The organism is Brucella tritici (genome assembly GCF_008932285.1).
GTDB classification, from domain to species: Bacteria; Pseudomonadota; Alphaproteobacteria; order Rhizobiales; family Rhizobiaceae; genus Brucella; species Brucella tritici.
Genome location: NZ_WBVY01000003.1, coordinates 737,037 through 754,154, shown reverse-complemented (window position 1 = coordinate 754,154; position 17,118 = coordinate 737,037). Strand labels below are relative to the sequence as shown.

The following is a 17,118-nucleotide window of genomic DNA, read 5'->3' as shown; positions in this document are numbered from 1 at the left end:
AGCGCAGTCCTTCTACGCTATCGAATGGTTCTTTGAAGATAGTACAGGCAAACAAAATTTCAAATTACAATTTTGTTATATCAATATTGGGTAAATCACACTGCATTTTATATTTCATAATAATGCTGAAGTTTAATATAAAATCAGAATAATAAAACTTAGGTTTAATTATCAACAATTACACCGGGATGAATAGTCGATTTGCTTCTCATGCAGGACCGGAAGGCCGGAACTGGCCTCCCGGAAAAGCATTAGAACGAGCGCTGGAAACGGATCATACCCTGAACGGCATCCTTGCCGTTGAGGTAGGACTTGCTGTCGCTCCACTTGGTATAAGAGACTTCCGGCGTTACCGTGAAGCCTGGAACCAATTGATAGGCTACGTTGGCAGTAGCTGCGAAAGTGCTGCTGCCATCATAGGCGACCTGCGCATTGATGACGGCCTTTTCGGTAGCCTTGAATGCAGCGCCACCCCAGACAGCCCAATCGCCACCCCAGGTGCCGTAGAAGCTGTTGATCGCGCGAACCGGGCCAATCACATCGCCATTGCCGTTGGTTGCGTTGATGTACTGGTCCTTGTTGGACTTGTAACCGCCCATGGCCCAGACGGAGAAGCGGTCCGTAATGTTCACGTCGGCGCGAACCTTACCGGCCCATTCCTCGTTGCGAGCGTCATAGGCAACTACACCTGCGATCTTGCCCCAGCCGCCTTCATACTTCAGACCGCCGACGACATGCGGCGTATAATCCTTGATGACGCCGTCGAAACCGTACTTGCCATCCGTATCGACATTGTTCCCCTGTTCGAGCGACAGAATGGCGGAGAAGCCATTGCCACCGGTGAAGGTGTAGCTGATCAGGCCCGTGCGATAGCCGCCAGCGAGGATGACGTCATCGTTGATGACATCGCCGAGATAGCCCGGAAAGGTAACAAAGGCAGACTCATCGAGACCGACGCGCAGACCACCGAGTTGGATATAGGCGTAACGCAACTGACCCGATGCACCTTCAACTCCATTGCCCCATTCATAACGGGTTTCGGCAAAAGTCTTCAGAGTGCCGAGTTCGGTTTCCGAAGCCGTCGAAAGGTCGAGGGTGAAGCGAGCTTTATTATCCCAGGAATTGCGGCGCGTATCGACACTACCGTCACGATCAACAAAGCCACGACCGTAGATATTGTCACCGCCAGAGGCGTCGTAACGGACATAGCCGGATATGCGCAGGCAGGTTTCAGTACCAGGAATATAGAAATAACCTGCGCCATAAGCGTCGCAAACGCGAACATATTCAACAGATTCAGGTTCCGGCGCCACAACGGTGTCCGCAGCATATGCTCCGGTGGTTGCAACCAGTGCTGCAGCCGAGCCGAACAGCAAGCTCTTGAGTTTCATCTTATTGCCTCCAGAAATTTTCAGACGAGGCCTGATAGAATGAATTCAACAAATACATCAATTCCAATTTTAACAACAAATCCAAGTTAAACTCGATTATGTGTCAATTATAACACTAATTATAAACACCTTTACTTTATAGCAACAAATACCTTATAGAATATAAATCAATAAATATTTCAAGTATATTTACACTAGCAACTTTATAAAGAGAAAAATCCATTTTCTTATATACGCAAAAACGAAAACGGGGCCACAGGCCCCGTTTAACAAGCATATAGTCGCTAGAGCATTCCGTTCATCTGAACCGTTGGAAATGCTCTATCCCTTTGTTTTTGAGCACGCCTTTATCCCAAAACCGGTTCGCCCTTTTGGGGAGCCATGCCCTGTGCCTGTCCGCAGGCCTATTTTCCTGCCGCCTGCTGCGCATAGACATAGCTGTCATAGGTGTATTCCGCGACACGGAACCATTCGAAGCCCTCATCACGGAACTTTTTCCAGCTCGGGTAAATTTTCGCCCAGGCCGGATTCTTCTCATTGTATTCCGCATAGAGTTCGAAGGCGACCTTGTAAGCAGCATCCAGAACGTCTCGCGGCAAGGGCTGCAATTTGACCCCTTTCGACACAAGAGAACGAATCGCAGCGGTATTTTTGACGTCGTAAAGTGCGATCATGTTCTGGGTCGCGGCTTCAGCAGCCGTGTTGAGTGCTACCTTGTAGGCTTCCGGCAGGCTTTCATATTGCTGCTTGTTGATGAAGAAGTGCACCGAGGCGCCGCCTTCCCAGAAGGCCGGATAATAATAATATGGCGCGATCTGGTAGAAGCCGAGCTTCTCGTCATCGTAAGGGCCAACCCATTCGGCCGCATCGATCGTGCCGCGCTCCAGCGACGGATAGATGTCACCACCGGGAAGCTGTTGTGGAACGACGCCGAGACGCGACATGACCTCGCCAGCCACGCCCGCAATGCGCATCTTCAAGCCCTTCAAGTCCTCAAGGCTTTTGATTTCCTTGCGATACCAGCCACCCATCTGGGCTGCCGTATTGCCGCCGACAATGCCGACCACGCCGTAATCGGCGAGAAACGCATTATAAAGCTCATTGCCACCACCATGATAGAGCCATGCATTCTGCAGGCGGGTGTTCATGCCGAAGGGAATGGCCGTACCGATGGCGAAGGCTGGGTTCTTGCCGGTGAAGTAATAGCCGCATGTATGCGCCATTTCGACCGTGTTGGCCTGCACCGCATCGATGGCCTGCGGGCCGGGCACGATTTCACCGGCCTGGAACACCTGTATCTGGAATTTGCCTTCGGTCATCTTTGACACGGCGTTGGCCATGAAGACCGCGCCGCCATAGATCGTATCCAGATTGTTCGGGAAGCCCGAGGTCAGACGCCAGCGCAGCGTCGGCAATTCCTGGGCGATTGCCGGCGTTGCCAGAGCGGCTCCACTCGTTGCGGCAGCAGCGCCGATTGCGGCACCTTTTGTCAGAAATGTGCGACGGCTCAAATCCTGTTTCATGTGTCTCCTCCTAAGATTGTTTTGGTTTTGTCAGGACCTACGCAATGCTCGTTTTCCCCTCATTGCGCAGGTTTTTGCTTTTGATCCTTGTCCTGTCCGAAGCTCGGTTGCGGTGAACCGAAGGAAGGTGCAGGCAGAGGCTCAGTTGACGGCGAAGGCGCTCCGAACGGTGCGGGCGCTGCACCAAACGGATTTCCACCGCCCGCATCAGGCATCGGCACATTGATCTGGATCGATGCCGGGTCGGCCTGCGGATGACCGCTCTTGTAGTGGGTGACTATCCCCGGGAAGCTGATGATGATGCCAACCATGACGAGCTGGATTATCAGGAACGGGATCGAACCCATGTAGATCTGCCCGGACGTTACCGGCTGGATGGTCGCGCCAGTCACCTTGTCCTTATAGGGTCGGGACGGAGCGACCGAACGCAGATAAAACAGCGAGAAGCCAAATGGCGGATGCATGAACGATGTCTGCATGTTGACCGCCAGCATGACGCCGAACCAGACCAGATCGATGCCAAGACTATCGGCCACTGGCGCCAGAAGCGGGATGATGATGAAGGCCAGCTCGAAATAATCAAGGAAGAAGGCCAGAAAGAACACCAGAAGATTGGCGACGATCAGAAAACCGACTTCACCGCCGGGAATGGACGTCATCAGGTGCTCGACCCAGACGTGACCGTTGACGCCATAGAAGGTGAGCGAAAACACGCGGGCGCCGAGCAGAATGAAGATGACGAAGGACGACAATTTCGCTGTAGCGTAAAGCGCCGAAGTCAGCATGGTCATATTGAGGCGGCGGTTGATGATGGCAAGAAGCAGAGCGCCCACCGCCCCCATCGCACCGCCTTCCGTCGGCGTGGCAACGCCGATGAAGATCGTTCCGAGAACAAGGAAGATCAACACAAGCGGCGGGACGAGCGAAATCACCACCTTTTGCGCCAGTTTCCAGCCCTTCAACGTGCGGGCCTGCGGCGGCAGGGCCGGGACCGTATCAGGTCGGAAAATCGACATGCCTATGATGAAGGCGCAGTAGAAGCCGACAAGCAGCAGACCGGGGACCAACGCGCCCTTGTACATATCGCCGACCGAACGACCGAGCTGATCCGCAAGAACGATCAGAACGAGGCTCGGCGGGATGATTTGCGCCAGCGTGCCCGATGCCGCAATCGTGCCGCTCGCCACTTTGCGATCATAACCGTAGCGCAGCATGATCGGAAGCGAAATCAGCCCCATGGAAATCACCGAAGCCGCAACCACACCGGTGGTGGCCGCAAGAAGCGCACCCACAACAATAACGGCAAAGGCAAGACCACCGCGTACAGGGCCGAAAAGCTGCCCGATTGTATCGAGCAGTTCTTCTGCCATACCGCTTCGTTCCAGTATCAACCCCATGAAGGTGAAGAATGGAATGGCAAGCAATGTCTCGTTCGACATCTGCCCGAAAATACGGTCCGGTATCGCTCCGAACAGATTGACCGGCAAAAGCCCCATTTCGATGCCGACGAAGCCGAAGGCAAAACCGACGAAGGCCAGCGCGAAAGCAACCGGGTAGCCGAGCAACAGCACGACCACCAGCGACAAAAACATGAGCGGCGCGAGATTTTCCGCAATAAAAGCAATCATATCCGTTCCCCTCAGAGCGCCTGGGCTTCCGCATCTTCAATGGCGACCGTGTCCGGTATCCGCCCTTGAAGGATGGCGATGCGCTTGATGAGTTCGGAAATGCCCTGCAATGCGAGCAAGCCGAAGCCGATGGGGATCAGCAGCCAGACCGGCCACAGAACCAGCCCGCCTGTATTGTTGGAGGTTTCGCCGCTGGCAATCTTGGCTTCCACAATGGGCCAGGAGAGGTAAATCGTGATGAGGCAGAAAGGCAGGAGGAAAAATATCGTGCCGAAAATCTCGACCAGAAGCTGGGTTCGCCGTGAATAGCGGCTGTAGAGCAGATCGACCTTCACATGCTCGCTATGCAGAAGCGTGTATCCGGCTGCGATCAGAAAGACCGCCGAGAACAGATACCACTGCGCTTCCAGCCATGCGTTCGAACTGAGATTGAACAGCTTGCGCGAGACTGCATTGATCGCACTGATGAGCACCGCCACCAGGATCAGCCACGACACGGATTTTCCGATAAAATTATTGGCCGCGTCGATAGCACGCGACAACGCCAGCAAGACTGACATCGCTCCTCCCCTCCTTTTTCCGCCTCCTCAAGCGGTTTTGGAGCGAATGATAGGACCGGCGATTCGACGTCGCAAGTTGACGAAAGTTCTAAGAAACAAAGCCCTACCCATTAGTGGGTAAGGCGCTATGCGGGGTTGGAAAGAATACAGGTTACTGCGAAGACAGGCGCAGCCGGTTCTCGATGGCATAGCGCGTAAGCCCCGCGGTGCTGCCAATTCCAAGCTTCTTCTTGATGTTTTTGCGGTGAGTTTCGACCGTCGCTTCCGAAATGCCGAGATTCATCGCAATCTCCCGATTGCTTCCGCCTTCAGCCACCAGCACGAGCACATCATTTTCACGCAAGGACAAACCTTCCGATTTCCTGTCGCCGCTGTCGAGCAGCGCTTCCGAAACACCGGACGAAAAATACGTCCCCCCCGAAGCGACCGCATGAATGGCGGCGACGATTTCGGTCGTCGACACATCCTTCAGCACGTAGCCGGAAGCTCCGCGCATGATGGAGGTCGAGATATATTCGCGGCTATCGTGCATGGACAGCATGAGGATGCGAATGCCCGGCAATTGCTTCTTGAACAGTTCGATAGCGTCGATACCATTGAGAAGCGGCATGTTGATATCCATCAAAACCACGTCGGGATTGACGGAAAGCGCCAGCTCCAGTGCAGCTCGCGCATTGGAAGCCGCTCCGGCAATATCGATATCGTCATAGGTTTCGAGCACAGCCCGCAGACCATCCAGCACCAGCGGATGATTATCCACGAGCAATACCCGAATCTTGCATTCATTCGTCATGCGACTTCCGGTTCCCGCCTTCTTTCTGTTGCCGATTTCGGCAAGCGCGCGGTGAGTTGCGTACCATCAGTACCGGTTTCAACCAAGAGTACACCGCCGAAATGTGCCATCCGCTCCTGCATATTTCGCAAGCCAAGCCCGGAAAGCTGGTCTTTCAGATCCCGCGCGGTGAAACCATTGCCGTCATCGGCAACCGTCATCGTAACCTTGCCATTCGAACCCAATAGCCGGATTCCTACGTGGCTGGCACCGGAATGGCGCTCGACATTGGTGAGTGCTTCCTGAACCACGCGATAGAGCGCCGTACTTGCCTCCGGCTTCAACGTCTCGTTCAGTCCGCGTGCTTCAAACTGCGTTTCAATGCCGGTCCGCTCCGAAAAATGTTCGCACAGGGCCTTGAGTGCGACGGTCAGACCGAGGTCGTCCAGAATGCGCGGACGCAGATCATGCGAGAGCCGCCGCACCTCCTTGATTGCGCCGTTGAGCGCATCCGATGCTTTCTCGATTGCAAGTGGCGCACCGCCACTGCCCATCCTCACCTGACGGCTTGCAAGATCGATGGCATAGCGAACACCGACAAGATTTTGGGAAATACCGTCGTGCAGTTCACGCGCCAGACGTGCCCGTTCTTCCTCCTGCGTATCGATGATGCGCTGCGCCAGTTCCTTCAGCTTGTTATCGGCCATGCGCCGCTCACGCAGATTGAGCAGCATGCAGGTTGCGAAGACGAGCATCACGGCAGGCACGGCGATCAGACTGACAATGAGGAAGGTCGTGCGGATATTGGCGCGAAAATCCGCATTGGCGGCAGCCGTCTGCACATAGACATCATCGAGATAGACGCCCGTTCCGAGCATCCATTTCCATTTATCCAGACCAACAGCAAAAGAGAGCTTGTCGGCCATTTCGCCACTGGATGGCTTTTCCCATTTATACTGGTGCAGGCCTCCGCCTTCCTTCGCCTTGCCGATCAGGTTGGCAATAACGCGATCCCCATCGGGATCGACAAGATTGAGCCAGTTATGGCCGGGCCGAAAGGTCTGGCGCGGATGGACGACATTATTGCCATCGTAATCATAGACGAAGAAATAACCGTCACGACCGTAATCGAGCGAGGTCAGAATCTCCCGTACCTTTTCCATGGCAGCGGTATCGTCGGGACCAGCCTCGTCGTAAATCTGCTGTATGGAGGAAAGCGCCAGATTGGTGAGATTGAGCAGCTCGGTTTCCTTGGCCTTGAGCATGTTCTTCTCGAAGGTCGCGATACTGCTCTGCACGAGATTTGCCGATTGCCAGGTGATAAAGGCCGTGACCGTCAGAATAGCCACTATGAGCGGCACAATCGCCAGTGCAACGATCTGGTAACGTAGCGTCACGCTTTCTCCTCCCGGTCAGCAGCCCGACTTGTCATCAGGTGACTTTAAGATTCCTGCACCGTCGGGAAAAGAGGATATTGAGCGAAACCTTGTTAAGACAACAAGCAGCCGTTACAGAAAAAATACTGTATATATAACGCATATAACTGAAATATAAACAATAAATCGCAGTTGAAGACACAAATATTTTATGCTCAATAATATTTTCCTGGACACCGTGTCCGGGTATACGGTCTTGGGACTCATTAATTTTAGAGAGAATATTTTGATGAAAAGCTATCGCGCAATTGGTCTTGCATTCACGCTCGCTGCCATTTCCGGCGCACCAGCGCTGGCGGCTCCGCTTCCTGGTGGAGCAGGTACGCTACAGGAAACCTATCAGGACTGGACAGTTTCCTGCCAGAACCAGAAGGAAACAAGCGTCTGCGTGATGCGTCAGGACCAGAGCAGCACACAGACCGGCCAGCGCGTTCTCACCGCAGAATTGCACAATGTCGCAGGCAAGGTCGAAGGCGTTCTGCTGATGCCATTTGGCCTCGACCTGGCAAAAGGCGCTTCACTCAAGATCGATGATGTTGCCGGACCGAATCTCGCTTTCTCCACCTGCCTGCCACAGGGTTGCCTGGCGCCAGTAAGCTTTGAAGCAAAGCAGGTTACAGCGCTCAAGGCTGGCACGAATATCAACGTCACCACGACGGCCCTGAGCCCAAGCCAGCCGGTTGCCTTCAAGGTCTCGCTGAAAGGCTTCGGCGCAGCGCTTGATCGCATCACGGCGCTGACGAAGTAAGTTTCGGGATTACAATCCAAAAGAAGCCATACGCCGGGACGGGCGTATGGCTTTTTTGTCAGGCGGGATGCGCCGAGACATGGGCAAGATGCCTGCGCCACCGCAATGTCATCAACACCGCGACAATGCCGAGACCTGCTGCAAGGCCGAGCCAGATACCTACGCCACCAAGCTCGAACTTGAATGCAAGCAAGGCACCCAGCGGCAGCCCCACCCCCCAATAGCCGAACAGCGCCAGAAACATCGGTACGCGCGTATCACGCAAACCGCGCAGCATGCCTGCGGCAACGGCTTGCGCGCCGTCAACGATCTGGAAGAGCGCTGCCAGCGCGAGGAAAGTCACGGCCAGTTCCATCACCGGCAGATTCTGCGGATCGTGCAGATCGAGGAAAACGCCGATGAACACGCGCGGAATGAGGATCATGAGCAGCCCCGTGACGGCCATGAAACCAACGCCAAGGGCATAGGCGCTCCAGCCCGCATAGGCAATTGCCTTGGGATGGCCTGCACCATAGGCTCTGCCCACGCGCACTGTTGCAACCTGTCCGAAACCGAGCGGCACCATGAAGCTGAGCGATGCGATCTGGATCGCCACCGCGTGAGCCGCCATCGCCGTCGGTCCAATGCGACCCATCATGACAACGGCAGCATAAAAGATGGAGGTTTCAAACACGAATGTCAGCGCCATCGGAATGCCGATGCGCCACAGTTCGAGCAGGCGGGCCCAGTCGGGACGCCAGAAGCGACCGAACAGATGATAGCGGCGGAAGCGGCGATGACGCAGTGTGATGAATGCAAGTCCGAGGAACATCATCGTGCTTGACGCTGTGGTAGCGATACCAGCGCCGTGCAGTTCCATGCGCGGAAAGCCGAAATGGCCGAAAATCAGCGTCCAACCGGCCAGCGCATTGAAGCCGATGGCAAGCGCGGCGATCAACAGCGTCCACATCGGCTTTTCCATGGCCGCAAAGAATGAGCGCAGGACTATATAGCCGAGATAAGGCAACAGCGCCCATTGCAGAGTGTGCATGAAATCGGTCGAACGGGCTGCAATATCCGGGCGCTGGCCGAGAAACAGGAAAATTTCCTCGCAATGCCAGAGCACGATCCAAACCGGGATCGCGATCATGATTGCAGTCCAGAAACCCTGACGAACGGTTCGGCGCACATCGCGCACCGAATGGCGGTTCTTGCCAAGCGCGATGGCGATCATCGGCATCACAGCCGAGACAAGCCCCATCGAGAAGATCATCAGCGTGTGATAGAAGCTCGTCGCGAGCAGGGCCGAGGCAAGCGTATCCGCGCCAAGACGGCCGATGAAGATAACGTCTGTCGCGGTCAATGCTGCCTGCGAAAGATTGGTGAAGATCAGCGGCCAGCCAAGTGTCAGCGCGGCGGCCATCTCCCTGCCCCAACGCTGCATGCCGGATTCATGGGGCTGCTGAAAACCCGCATTGATTGTCCTGTCCATAGTCCGCTCCCCGAAGCATCCGGGGCCGTCAATCCGCCGGATGTTCCATTTTGATTGAGGCCACGCCCCGGAACATCAGAGACCATGTCAATCTGAGAAGAGGCGCGGAAATACGATCATCGACCGTCCCATGCCGGCTAAGGGTGTCATCGCTCATGAAGCGAACACACCCCATTTTTCGGGTTGCTCAATTTCTATTGGGAACGTTGTGTATGTTCCAGAAACTGATCCGGAGCCAAGCGGGCTGCGCATCGATTTGCACAAAATTAGAGCAACATGGATATCAGACTTGCTCAAAGAAGCAACACGTCTCGAAATGGATTTTTCGTCTCCGGGCACATAGAGGAATGAAATCCTCATTCTGACGCGAAAGCGCAATTGCCCGTCCGATAAAGGATTGACGCTTGCGGCCTAACCGATAGGAATGATTGCATTAATTGCAGGAGGCGTCATGCGCAGCACCAAAGTCATCCATATAGTCGGCTGTCATGCGGAGGGCGAAGTCGGCGATGTCATCGTCGGTGGTGTGGCACCGCCTCCCGGCAAGACGGTGTGGGAGCAATCGCGCTTCATCGCCAATGACGAGACCTTACGCAATTTCGTCCTGAACGAGCCGCGCGGCGGCGTCTTTCGCCACGTCAACCTACTGGTGCCACCGAAAGACCCGCGCGCGCAGATGGGCTTCATCATCATGGAGCCTGCTGATACGCCGCCGATGTCGGGTTCCAACTCGATCTGCGTCTCCACTGTTCTGCTGGATAGCGGCATCATTCCAATGCAGGAGCCGGTAACCCGGATGGTACTGGAAGCGCCCGGCGGTATCATTGAAGTGGAAGCTGAATGCCGCAACGGCAAGGCCGAGCGCATCAGCGTGCGCAACGTACCGTCTTTCGCGGACCGTCTGGATGCATCGCTGGAAGTTGAAGGTCTTGGCACGATCACCGTCGATACGGCCTATGGCGGCGATAGCTTTGTCATTGTTGATGCAGATTCTATCGGAATGAAGATCGAACCGGGCCAGGCGCGGGAACTCGCCGAGATTGGCGTAAAGATTACCAAAGCCGCCAATGAGCAGCTTGGTTTCCGCCATCCCGAGAAGGACTGGAACCATATTTCATTCTGCCAGATCACCGAGCCGGTGACACGCGACGGTGATGTGCTGACCGGCGTGAACACCGTTGCCATTCGACCGGCCAAACTCGACCGTTCCCCAACCGGCACCGGCTGTTCGGCGCGCATGGCCGTGCTTCATGCAAAAGGCCAGATGAAGGTCGGAGAGAAATTTATCGGGAAGTCCGTACTGGGCACGGAGTTTCATTGTCGGCTGGACAAAGCACTGGAAATGGGCGGCAAACCCGCCATCAGCCCGATCATTTCCGGTCGCGCATGGGTGACAGGGACTTCACAGCTCATGCTGGACCCGAGCGATCCATTTCCTCATGGCTACCGTCTCTCGGATACTTGGCCAAATATGCCTGAATAAGCCGGATCAAGGCGCAATAAAAAACCCCGCAAAAGCGGGGTTTTCCAATAGCGTAAAGCGATATCCTTACGCGAAATCAAGAGCGCGGTCGCCGTCTTCATCCTTGATGCGCGATGGCAGGCCGATCTGGTTCAGGATGTGGAGGAATGGCTTTGGATTGAGCTCTTCCACATTCACCATCTTCTTCACGTCCCACTCACCCGAAGCGATCAGGATTGCAGCCGCAACCGGCGGAACGCCCGCGGTGTAGGAAATGCCCTGCGAACCCACTTCGTTATAGGCATCCTTGTGGTCGGCAACGTTATAGATGAAGACTTCCTTCTCCTTGCCGTCCTTGGTGCCCTTCACGAAATCGCCAATGCAGGTCTTGCCGGTGTAATCAGGCGCCAGCGACGACGGATCAGGCAGAACAGCCTTGACCACCTTGAGCGGCACCACTTCCAGACCTTCAGCGGTCTTGACTGGCTGTTCCGACAGAAGGCCCAGATTGTTCAGAACCGTGAAGACGTTGATGTAGTGATCGCCAAAGCCCATCCAGAAACGCACATCAGCGTTCGGATAGTTCTTGGACAGCGAATGCACTTCATCATGGCCGGTCATATAGGCCTTGCTCGGACCGACGACAGGCAGGTCAAAGGTGTGGCCAACTTCAAACATTTTGTTCGACTGCCACTGACCGCCCTGCCATGAATAGACCGTGCCGGTGAATTCACGGAAATTGATTTCCGGATCGAAATTGGTCGAGAACCAGCGGCCATGCGAACCGGCATTGATGTCAACGATATCAATGGACTTCACTTCATCGAGATAGTCATCCGCCGCAAGGCGTGCATAGGCATTGACCACGCCCGGATCAAAGCCAATGCCGAGAATGGCGGTGATGCCCTTCTCTTCGCATTCCTTCAGGTTCTTCCATTCGTAGTTGCCATACCACGGTGGGGTCTCGCAGATCTTCTTCGGGTCTTCATGGATTGCGGTGTCCATGTAAGCCACGCCCGTATCGATACAGGCACGAAGAACCGACATATTGAGGAAGGCCGAGCCGACATTGATGACGATCTGAACGCCGGTCTTCTGGATCAGAGCCTTGGTGGCTTCAATATCCAGCGCGTCCAAAGCATGCGCTTCCAGTTTCACCTCGGTCTTGAGGCTCTTCTTTTCATGCACGCTATCGATAATCTTGCGGCATTTCTCAACCGTGCGGGACGCAATATGGATATCGCCCAATATGTCAGAGTTTTGCGCACATTTATGTGCAACAACCTGTGCCACGCCCCCGGCGCCGATAATGAGAACGTTCTTCTTCATTTTCTGTCGATGCTTCCTCTTCCAGCGGTTTCCCGCCATCTGTTAAACGTCCCGATTGCCTTCTCATTCGGAACATGTGGGTTCGTTGCGGTTTAAAATCGCAACAGGATCTTTACGAAAGCGACCCTTCAAAATCCGCGTAATCAAATTCGCGGACAAGTTTGACCGTGCCATCCAGTTCACGCACGGCAATGGCTGGCATTTTCACACCATTGAACCAGTTCTTCTTGACCATCGTATAACCGGCCGCATCTTCAAATGAGAGGCGGTCGCCGATGGAGAGTTCCTTGTCGAAAGTGAATTCGCCGAAAATATCGCCAGCAAGGCAGGACTTGCCGCACACCATATAGCGATGCTCGCCATTGTTCGGCGCCATTTTCGCCTTCTCACGATAGATCAACAGATCGAGCATATGCGCTTCAATCGAGCTATCGACGATGGCAAGATTCTTGCCGTTATAAAGCGTGTCGAGAACCGTCACTTCCAGCGTCGTGGTCTTGGTGATCGAGGCTTCGCCCGGCTCCAGATAGATCTGCACGCCGAATGTTTCCGAGAAGGACTTAAGGCGCGCGCAGAACGCATCGACCGGATAGTCGTCACCAGTGAAGTGGATACCGCCACCAAGGCTGACCCATTCAACGCGGTGCAAAAGCGAGCCGAACTTTTCTTCAATATCGGTCAGCATCTTGTCAAAAAGGCCGAAATCGGAATTCTCGCAATTGTTATGGATCATAAAGCCGGTAACGCGGTCCATGACCTTTTCAACCTTCGCTACATCCCATTCGCCAAGACGGCTGAACGGACGTGCTGGATCGGCCAGATCGAAGCTCGAAGACGAAATGCCTGGGTTCAGACGCAAGCCGCGCTTGATATGTGCTGCCTTGTCGGCAAAGCGCTCAAACTGACCGACCGAATTGAAGATGATCTTGTCGGCGTGGCTGATGACCTCGTCGATCTCATTATCGGCATAGGCCACGCTATAGGCATGGGTTTCGCCGCCGAATCTTTCATGGCCGAGGCGCACTTCGTTGAGCGAAGATGATGTCGTGCCATCCATATATTCGCTCATCAGATCAAATACCGACCACGTGGCGAAGCATTTCAGCGCCAGCAGCGCCTTGGCGCCGGACTTTTCGCGCACATAGGCAACCTTTTCCATGTTGCGCTTCAGCTTGGTCTTGTCGATCAGGTAGTAAGGCGTCTGGATCATGAGCGTTCCGAGTTTTCTGGCCGGGTCGTCCAAAGGGGAAATCTGGCCTCGCCAGCAAGGCTGGTTTGCCAAGTTGAGGAAACACACAAGTAGTTTCCCAAATTATTCGAAGGCTTATAGGAAGCTTGTGACAGAAACACAAATCCGCCACAGCATTATCGGGAAAAAATTTCCCCACAAGCTATCGCGGATTACTTCCCACCTTCAGCGGGTGAGCTTCATATAGAGCTTTTTGCAGGGATTTGAACCCCTTCCCTCTCGTCCATGCATGCCCTCTCGTTTCATTGAAAGTCTTTGTCCGGACAAATGGCTTCTAGCGACCAACACGGCTCGCTACAATTTTCGCATATCATCAAATTAATTAAACAAGCACTTGCTTGACAAATTATGAGCGCGGGCGTAGCCATTATTTCATGTTCGGGGCGACCTTATTCAGAGCCTGAATCAAAATGCGGCAGGCCGTGGTGAAAATGGTGATTTTCGAGTACCGGAGCGCAATGTACTTAACGTGCATGAGCACCGGAACACAGAAAAGCGTCATTTGCAGACCGGCATGGCGACTTTTGGGACAGGCTCTCAGGCATTCGCCCGCACAAAGATAGTCAAAGGAAAATGAAATGCAGGATCACAAGCCGACCGCCGGTTGGGGAGATCTGTTCGCAGGTAGAAACGCTATCGTATCGCTGACGCTTGTTGGCGGCGTGGCGCTTCACGCCATCAACGTATTCATCGCTACAACCATTCTGCCGACGGTCGTCGCCGACATTGGCGGCATGGACTATTATGCGTGGAACACGGCGCTGTTCGTGACTGCATCCATTCTCGGCTCGGCGCTTGTGCCGCGCCTGCTTTCCCAGGCAGGACCGCGCAGCGCCTACCTGATCGCTGCCGTCATCTTTGCTGCTGGAACCCTGACTTGCGGCCTCGCTCCATCCATGCCCGTCATGCTGGCGGGACGCGCCATACAGGGCCTTGGCGGCGGCATGATGCTGGCGCTCTCCTATTCCATGATCCGTATCGTTTTCGACGAAGCGCTGTGGCCGCGTGCCATCGGTCTCGTATCCGGCATGTGGGGCGTGGCTACGCTTGTCGGTCCAGCCATCGGCGGCGTCTTTGCTGAGCTTGGCATCTGGCGCGCCGCCTTCTGGTCGCTTGCGCCGGTGATTGCCGTGTTCACCATCATGGCCATGACGGTGCTGCCGCGTGAATCCGGCTCCGCCGCCAGCAATGACCGGCTTGCCTGGCCACAACTCATCCTTTTGACCGCTGCAGTCCTGGCCGTTTCCGCCGGAAGCATTTCATCAGAACTGGCGCTGAATGCCGGTGGCGTTACGGTTGCGATTGTCCTGCTGCTTCTCCTCGCTGTCGTAGAAAAGAAAGCCAGCCGTCGTATCCTTCCGAAAGGTTCGTTCAGCATTCGGAAACTCGGCGCACTCTATCTCACACTTGCATTCCTCAGCGCATCCGTCACCAGTTCCGAAGTCTTCGTGCCATTGTTCTTTCAAGTGCTGCACAACCAGTCGCCGCTTGTTGCGGGTTATCTGGCAGCCATCATGGGCGGCAGCTGGACACTTGGTTCCATCGGATCGTCGGGAATTGCTGCGGGGCGCACCGACCGTGTCATTCTGGCCGCCCCCGTCATGGGCGTGGCGGGCATGGTAACGCTGGCCGTTCTCATTCCGGCTGGCAGCGCTGGACATTGGTACGATCTGCTGCCGATCTGCATCGCACTGGCGGTTATCGGTTTCGGCGTCGGCCTGACATGGCCGCATCTGCTGACCCGCATTTTCAAACGTGCCGACGTAGAGGATCAGAACCTGGCTTCCGCATCCGTGACCATGGTGCAGCTTTTTACGACCGCCCTTGGTGCAGCACTTGCAGGAATGGTTGCCAATATGGCTGGCCTCACCAATCCCGGCGGCTTTACCGGCACTGCACATGCCGCACTTTGGCTCTTCTCCGGCTTTGCCATTCTGTCTGCACTGGCATTCGTGTCGGCACTCGCTCTCGTCCGCAGCGCGAGACAGCCGCAACCGGCACAATGCTGAACGGATGGTTAGGCGGTAGGCGCAATAACGTAGGCGCAGCGCCGCGCACCGGCCAGAATATGCTCGGTGCGGTTTACAGAAACATCAGGGCCAAGCACGGCCCTGAATACCTGAAGCTCCGATCTGCAAAAGCCCTGACAAGCATCGGCAGCGGCACAGATCGGACAATGATTTTCGATGAGCAGCCAGGAACCGTCTTCCCGCTTTTCAGCATCAGCCATGTAGCCTTCGGCAGAACGGATGTCGGCAAGTTCCTTCACACGCTGATCGAGCGACAAATCCTTCAGGCGCGTCTGGTACTGACGACGCGTCTCGGTCTCGCGATGAGCGATCAGCGTGTCCAGTGCATCGTCACCAAGAATGGTACGCACCGAATGAAGAAGCTGAACCGTCAGATCGGCATGCGTATCGGGGAAACGTTTGTTACCGGCTTCGGTCAGATCCCAGAACAACGAAGGGCGGCCGACGCCTTGCGACACGGAATGCGAGGAAACAAGCCCTTCATCTGCCAGACGCACGAGCTGCTGGCGAACGGCCTCACCTGTGGTTCCCAAATGTTCCCCGATGGTCGCGGCGGTCTGCGCTCCCCGCATCTTGAGCGAAAGCATGATCCTCTGCGCGGGAGAACGTGCTCCCAATTCATCGGTATTTAGAAAGTCATTCCTTGACATATGTGCCGTTTTCTATTTAAAGAAGGATTATCTTGTTAAATAGGCGATCAGGCTTGTCGAAGCAAGATAATTCTGAATTTTCAATATTCAAACCGGCTTTCATCAAAGCCAGAGTCGACACCGGAATCGATCCCCAGGATGCCGAACGGTGATTATGCTCAAGCGATCAGGAGTTTTAAAATGAGCTTCACTTTGCCACCACTTCCCTTTGCAACCAACGCACTTGAAGGCGTTGGAATGGGTACGGAAACGCTTGAGCTGCACCACGGCAAGCACCATCAGGCCTATGTGACGGCACTCAACGGTTTCGTTGAAAAGAATGATGCGCTCAAGGGCAAGTCGCTCGAAGAAATTGTCCTCTTCGCCAAGGATAAGGCTGACCTCGCTCCGGTGTTCAACAATGCCGGCCAGCACTGGAACCACAATCTGTTCTGGCAGAACCTGTCGGCAACCGGCGGTCGCTTGCCGGGCGCTCTGGAAAAGAAGATTGTTGAGGATTTCGGCGGCGTCGATCAGTTCAAGGAAGCCTTCAAGACGGCGGCTGTCGGGCAGTTCGGCTCGGGCTGGGCATGGCTGGTTCTGGCCAATGACGACAAGCTCAAGGTCACCAAGACGCCAAATGGCTCCAATCCGCTGGCGACAGGCGAAGGCAAGGCACTATTAGGACTTGATGTCTGGGAGCATAGCTATTATCTCGATTTCCGTAATCGTCGGCCTGACTATGTAACGAATTTCCTCGACAAGCTGGCCAATTACGAATTCGCGGAAGCCACCCTGAAGGCAGCATGACGCGCTTACATTGATTGCGATCAAGGCGTTTTGCCTGCAGATGATGCAGTCTCCGCGGAGCTGCATGACTGCGGGCAAAA

General features: G+C 54.9%; 14 protein-coding genes and 1 pseudogene. 4 read left to right on the top strand and 11 right to left on the bottom strand.

Annotation, left to right across the window (positions count from 1 at the left end; all coding sequences use genetic code 11):
- Positions 1-251 precede the first annotated feature (251 nt).
- From F9K94_RS13410 to mctS, 6 genes are all read right to left on the bottom strand, one after another.
- A complete protein-coding gene (locus F9K94_RS13410; protein ID WP_151646181.1) occupies positions 252-1,391 on the bottom strand; it encodes a porin in 1,140 nt (379 codons plus the stop codon).
- 404 nt (positions 1,392-1,795) lie between these two features.
- Positions 1,796-2,914: a TRAP transporter substrate-binding protein gene (locus F9K94_RS13405; protein WP_151554320.1), complete on the bottom strand. Its 1,119-nt coding sequence runs from the start codon at positions 2,912-2,914 to the stop codon at positions 1,796-1,798.
- A gap of 59 nt (positions 2,915-2,973) precedes the next feature.
- Positions 2,974-4,542 carry a TRAP transporter large permease gene (locus F9K94_RS13400; RefSeq protein WP_151646179.1) on the bottom strand — a complete coding sequence of 523 codons (1,569 nt, stop codon included), beginning with the start codon at positions 4,540-4,542 and terminating at the stop codon, positions 2,974-2,976.
- 11 nt (positions 4,543-4,553) lie between these two features.
- The gene (locus tag F9K94_RS13395; RefSeq protein ID WP_061345032.1) at positions 4,554-5,102 is read right to left on the bottom strand and encodes a TRAP transporter small permease subunit; all 549 of its coding nucleotides are present in this window, start codon (positions 5,100-5,102) and stop codon (positions 4,554-4,556) included.
- A gap of 151 nt (positions 5,103-5,253) precedes the next feature.
- On the bottom strand, positions 5,254-5,895 hold the full coding sequence (mctR, locus tag F9K94_RS13390; protein WP_061345031.1) for a two-component system response regulator MctR: 642 nt from the start codon (positions 5,893-5,895) through the stop codon (positions 5,254-5,256).
- A complete protein-coding gene (gene mctS, locus F9K94_RS13385) occupies positions 5,892-7,271 on the bottom strand; it encodes a two-component system sensor histidine kinase MctS (RefSeq protein ID WP_061345030.1) in 1,380 nt (459 codons plus the stop codon). Before mctS ends, mctR begins: the two co-directional genes overlap by 4 nt.
- A 268-nt stretch (positions 7,272-7,539) precedes the next feature.
- Here mctS and F9K94_RS13380 point away from each other — a divergent pair, with 268 nt between their 5' ends.
- On the top strand, positions 7,540-8,058 hold the full coding sequence (locus F9K94_RS13380; RefSeq protein WP_151646177.1) for an invasion associated locus B family protein: 519 nt from the start codon (positions 7,540-7,542) through the stop codon (positions 8,056-8,058).
- A 58-nt stretch (positions 8,059-8,116) separates the two neighbouring features.
- Here the strand turns inward: F9K94_RS13380 and F9K94_RS13375 are convergent, their stop codons facing one another.
- Positions 8,117-9,529, bottom strand: coding sequence for an MATE family efflux transporter (locus tag F9K94_RS13375; RefSeq protein WP_061345029.1), 1,413 nt, complete (start codon positions 9,527-9,529; stop codon positions 8,117-8,119).
- Between the two features lie 451 nt (positions 9,530-9,980).
- Here F9K94_RS13375 and F9K94_RS13370 point away from each other — a divergent pair, with 451 nt between their 5' ends.
- On the top strand, positions 9,981-11,012 hold the full coding sequence (locus tag F9K94_RS13370) for a trans-3-hydroxy-L-proline dehydratase (protein WP_151646175.1): 1,032 nt from the start codon (positions 9,981-9,983) through the stop codon (positions 11,010-11,012).
- 66 nt (positions 11,013-11,078) lie between these two features.
- Here the strand turns inward: F9K94_RS13370 and F9K94_RS13365 are convergent, their stop codons facing one another.
- The 3 genes and pseudogenes from F9K94_RS13365 to F9K94_RS24680 form a co-directional block, all read right to left on the bottom strand.
- Positions 11,079-12,320: a saccharopine dehydrogenase family protein gene (locus F9K94_RS13365; RefSeq protein ID WP_151646173.1), complete on the bottom strand. Its 1,242-nt coding sequence runs from the start codon at positions 12,318-12,320 to the stop codon at positions 11,079-11,081.
- Between the two features lie 112 nt (positions 12,321-12,432).
- Positions 12,433-13,530, bottom strand: a complete 1,098-nt coding sequence (gene nspC, locus F9K94_RS13360) for a carboxynorspermidine decarboxylase (protein WP_151646171.1) — start codon at positions 13,528-13,530, stop codon at positions 12,433-12,435.
- 412 nt (positions 13,531-13,942) lie between these two features.
- Positions 13,943-14,071 (bottom strand): annotated as a pseudogene (locus F9K94_RS24680) (flagellar basal body P-ring protein FlgI); the annotation flags it as partial.
- A gap of 76 nt (positions 14,072-14,147) precedes the next feature.
- Between F9K94_RS24680 and F9K94_RS13350 the strand changes: the two are divergent.
- A complete protein-coding gene (locus F9K94_RS13350; protein WP_151646169.1) occupies positions 14,148-15,578 on the top strand; it encodes an MFS transporter in 1,431 nt (476 codons plus the stop codon).
- Positions 15,579-15,586: 8 nt separating this feature from the next.
- Here the strand turns inward: F9K94_RS13350 and F9K94_RS13345 are convergent, their stop codons facing one another.
- Positions 15,587-16,186, bottom strand: a complete 600-nt coding sequence (locus F9K94_RS13345) for a helix-turn-helix transcriptional regulator (RefSeq protein WP_151646167.1) — start codon at positions 16,184-16,186, stop codon at positions 15,587-15,589.
- 243 nt (positions 16,187-16,429) lie between these two features.
- Here F9K94_RS13345 and F9K94_RS13340 point away from each other — a divergent pair, with 243 nt between their 5' ends.
- A complete protein-coding gene (locus F9K94_RS13340; RefSeq protein ID WP_151646165.1) occupies positions 16,430-17,038 on the top strand; it encodes a superoxide dismutase in 609 nt (202 codons plus the stop codon).
- Positions 17,039-17,118: the final 80 nt, after the last annotated feature.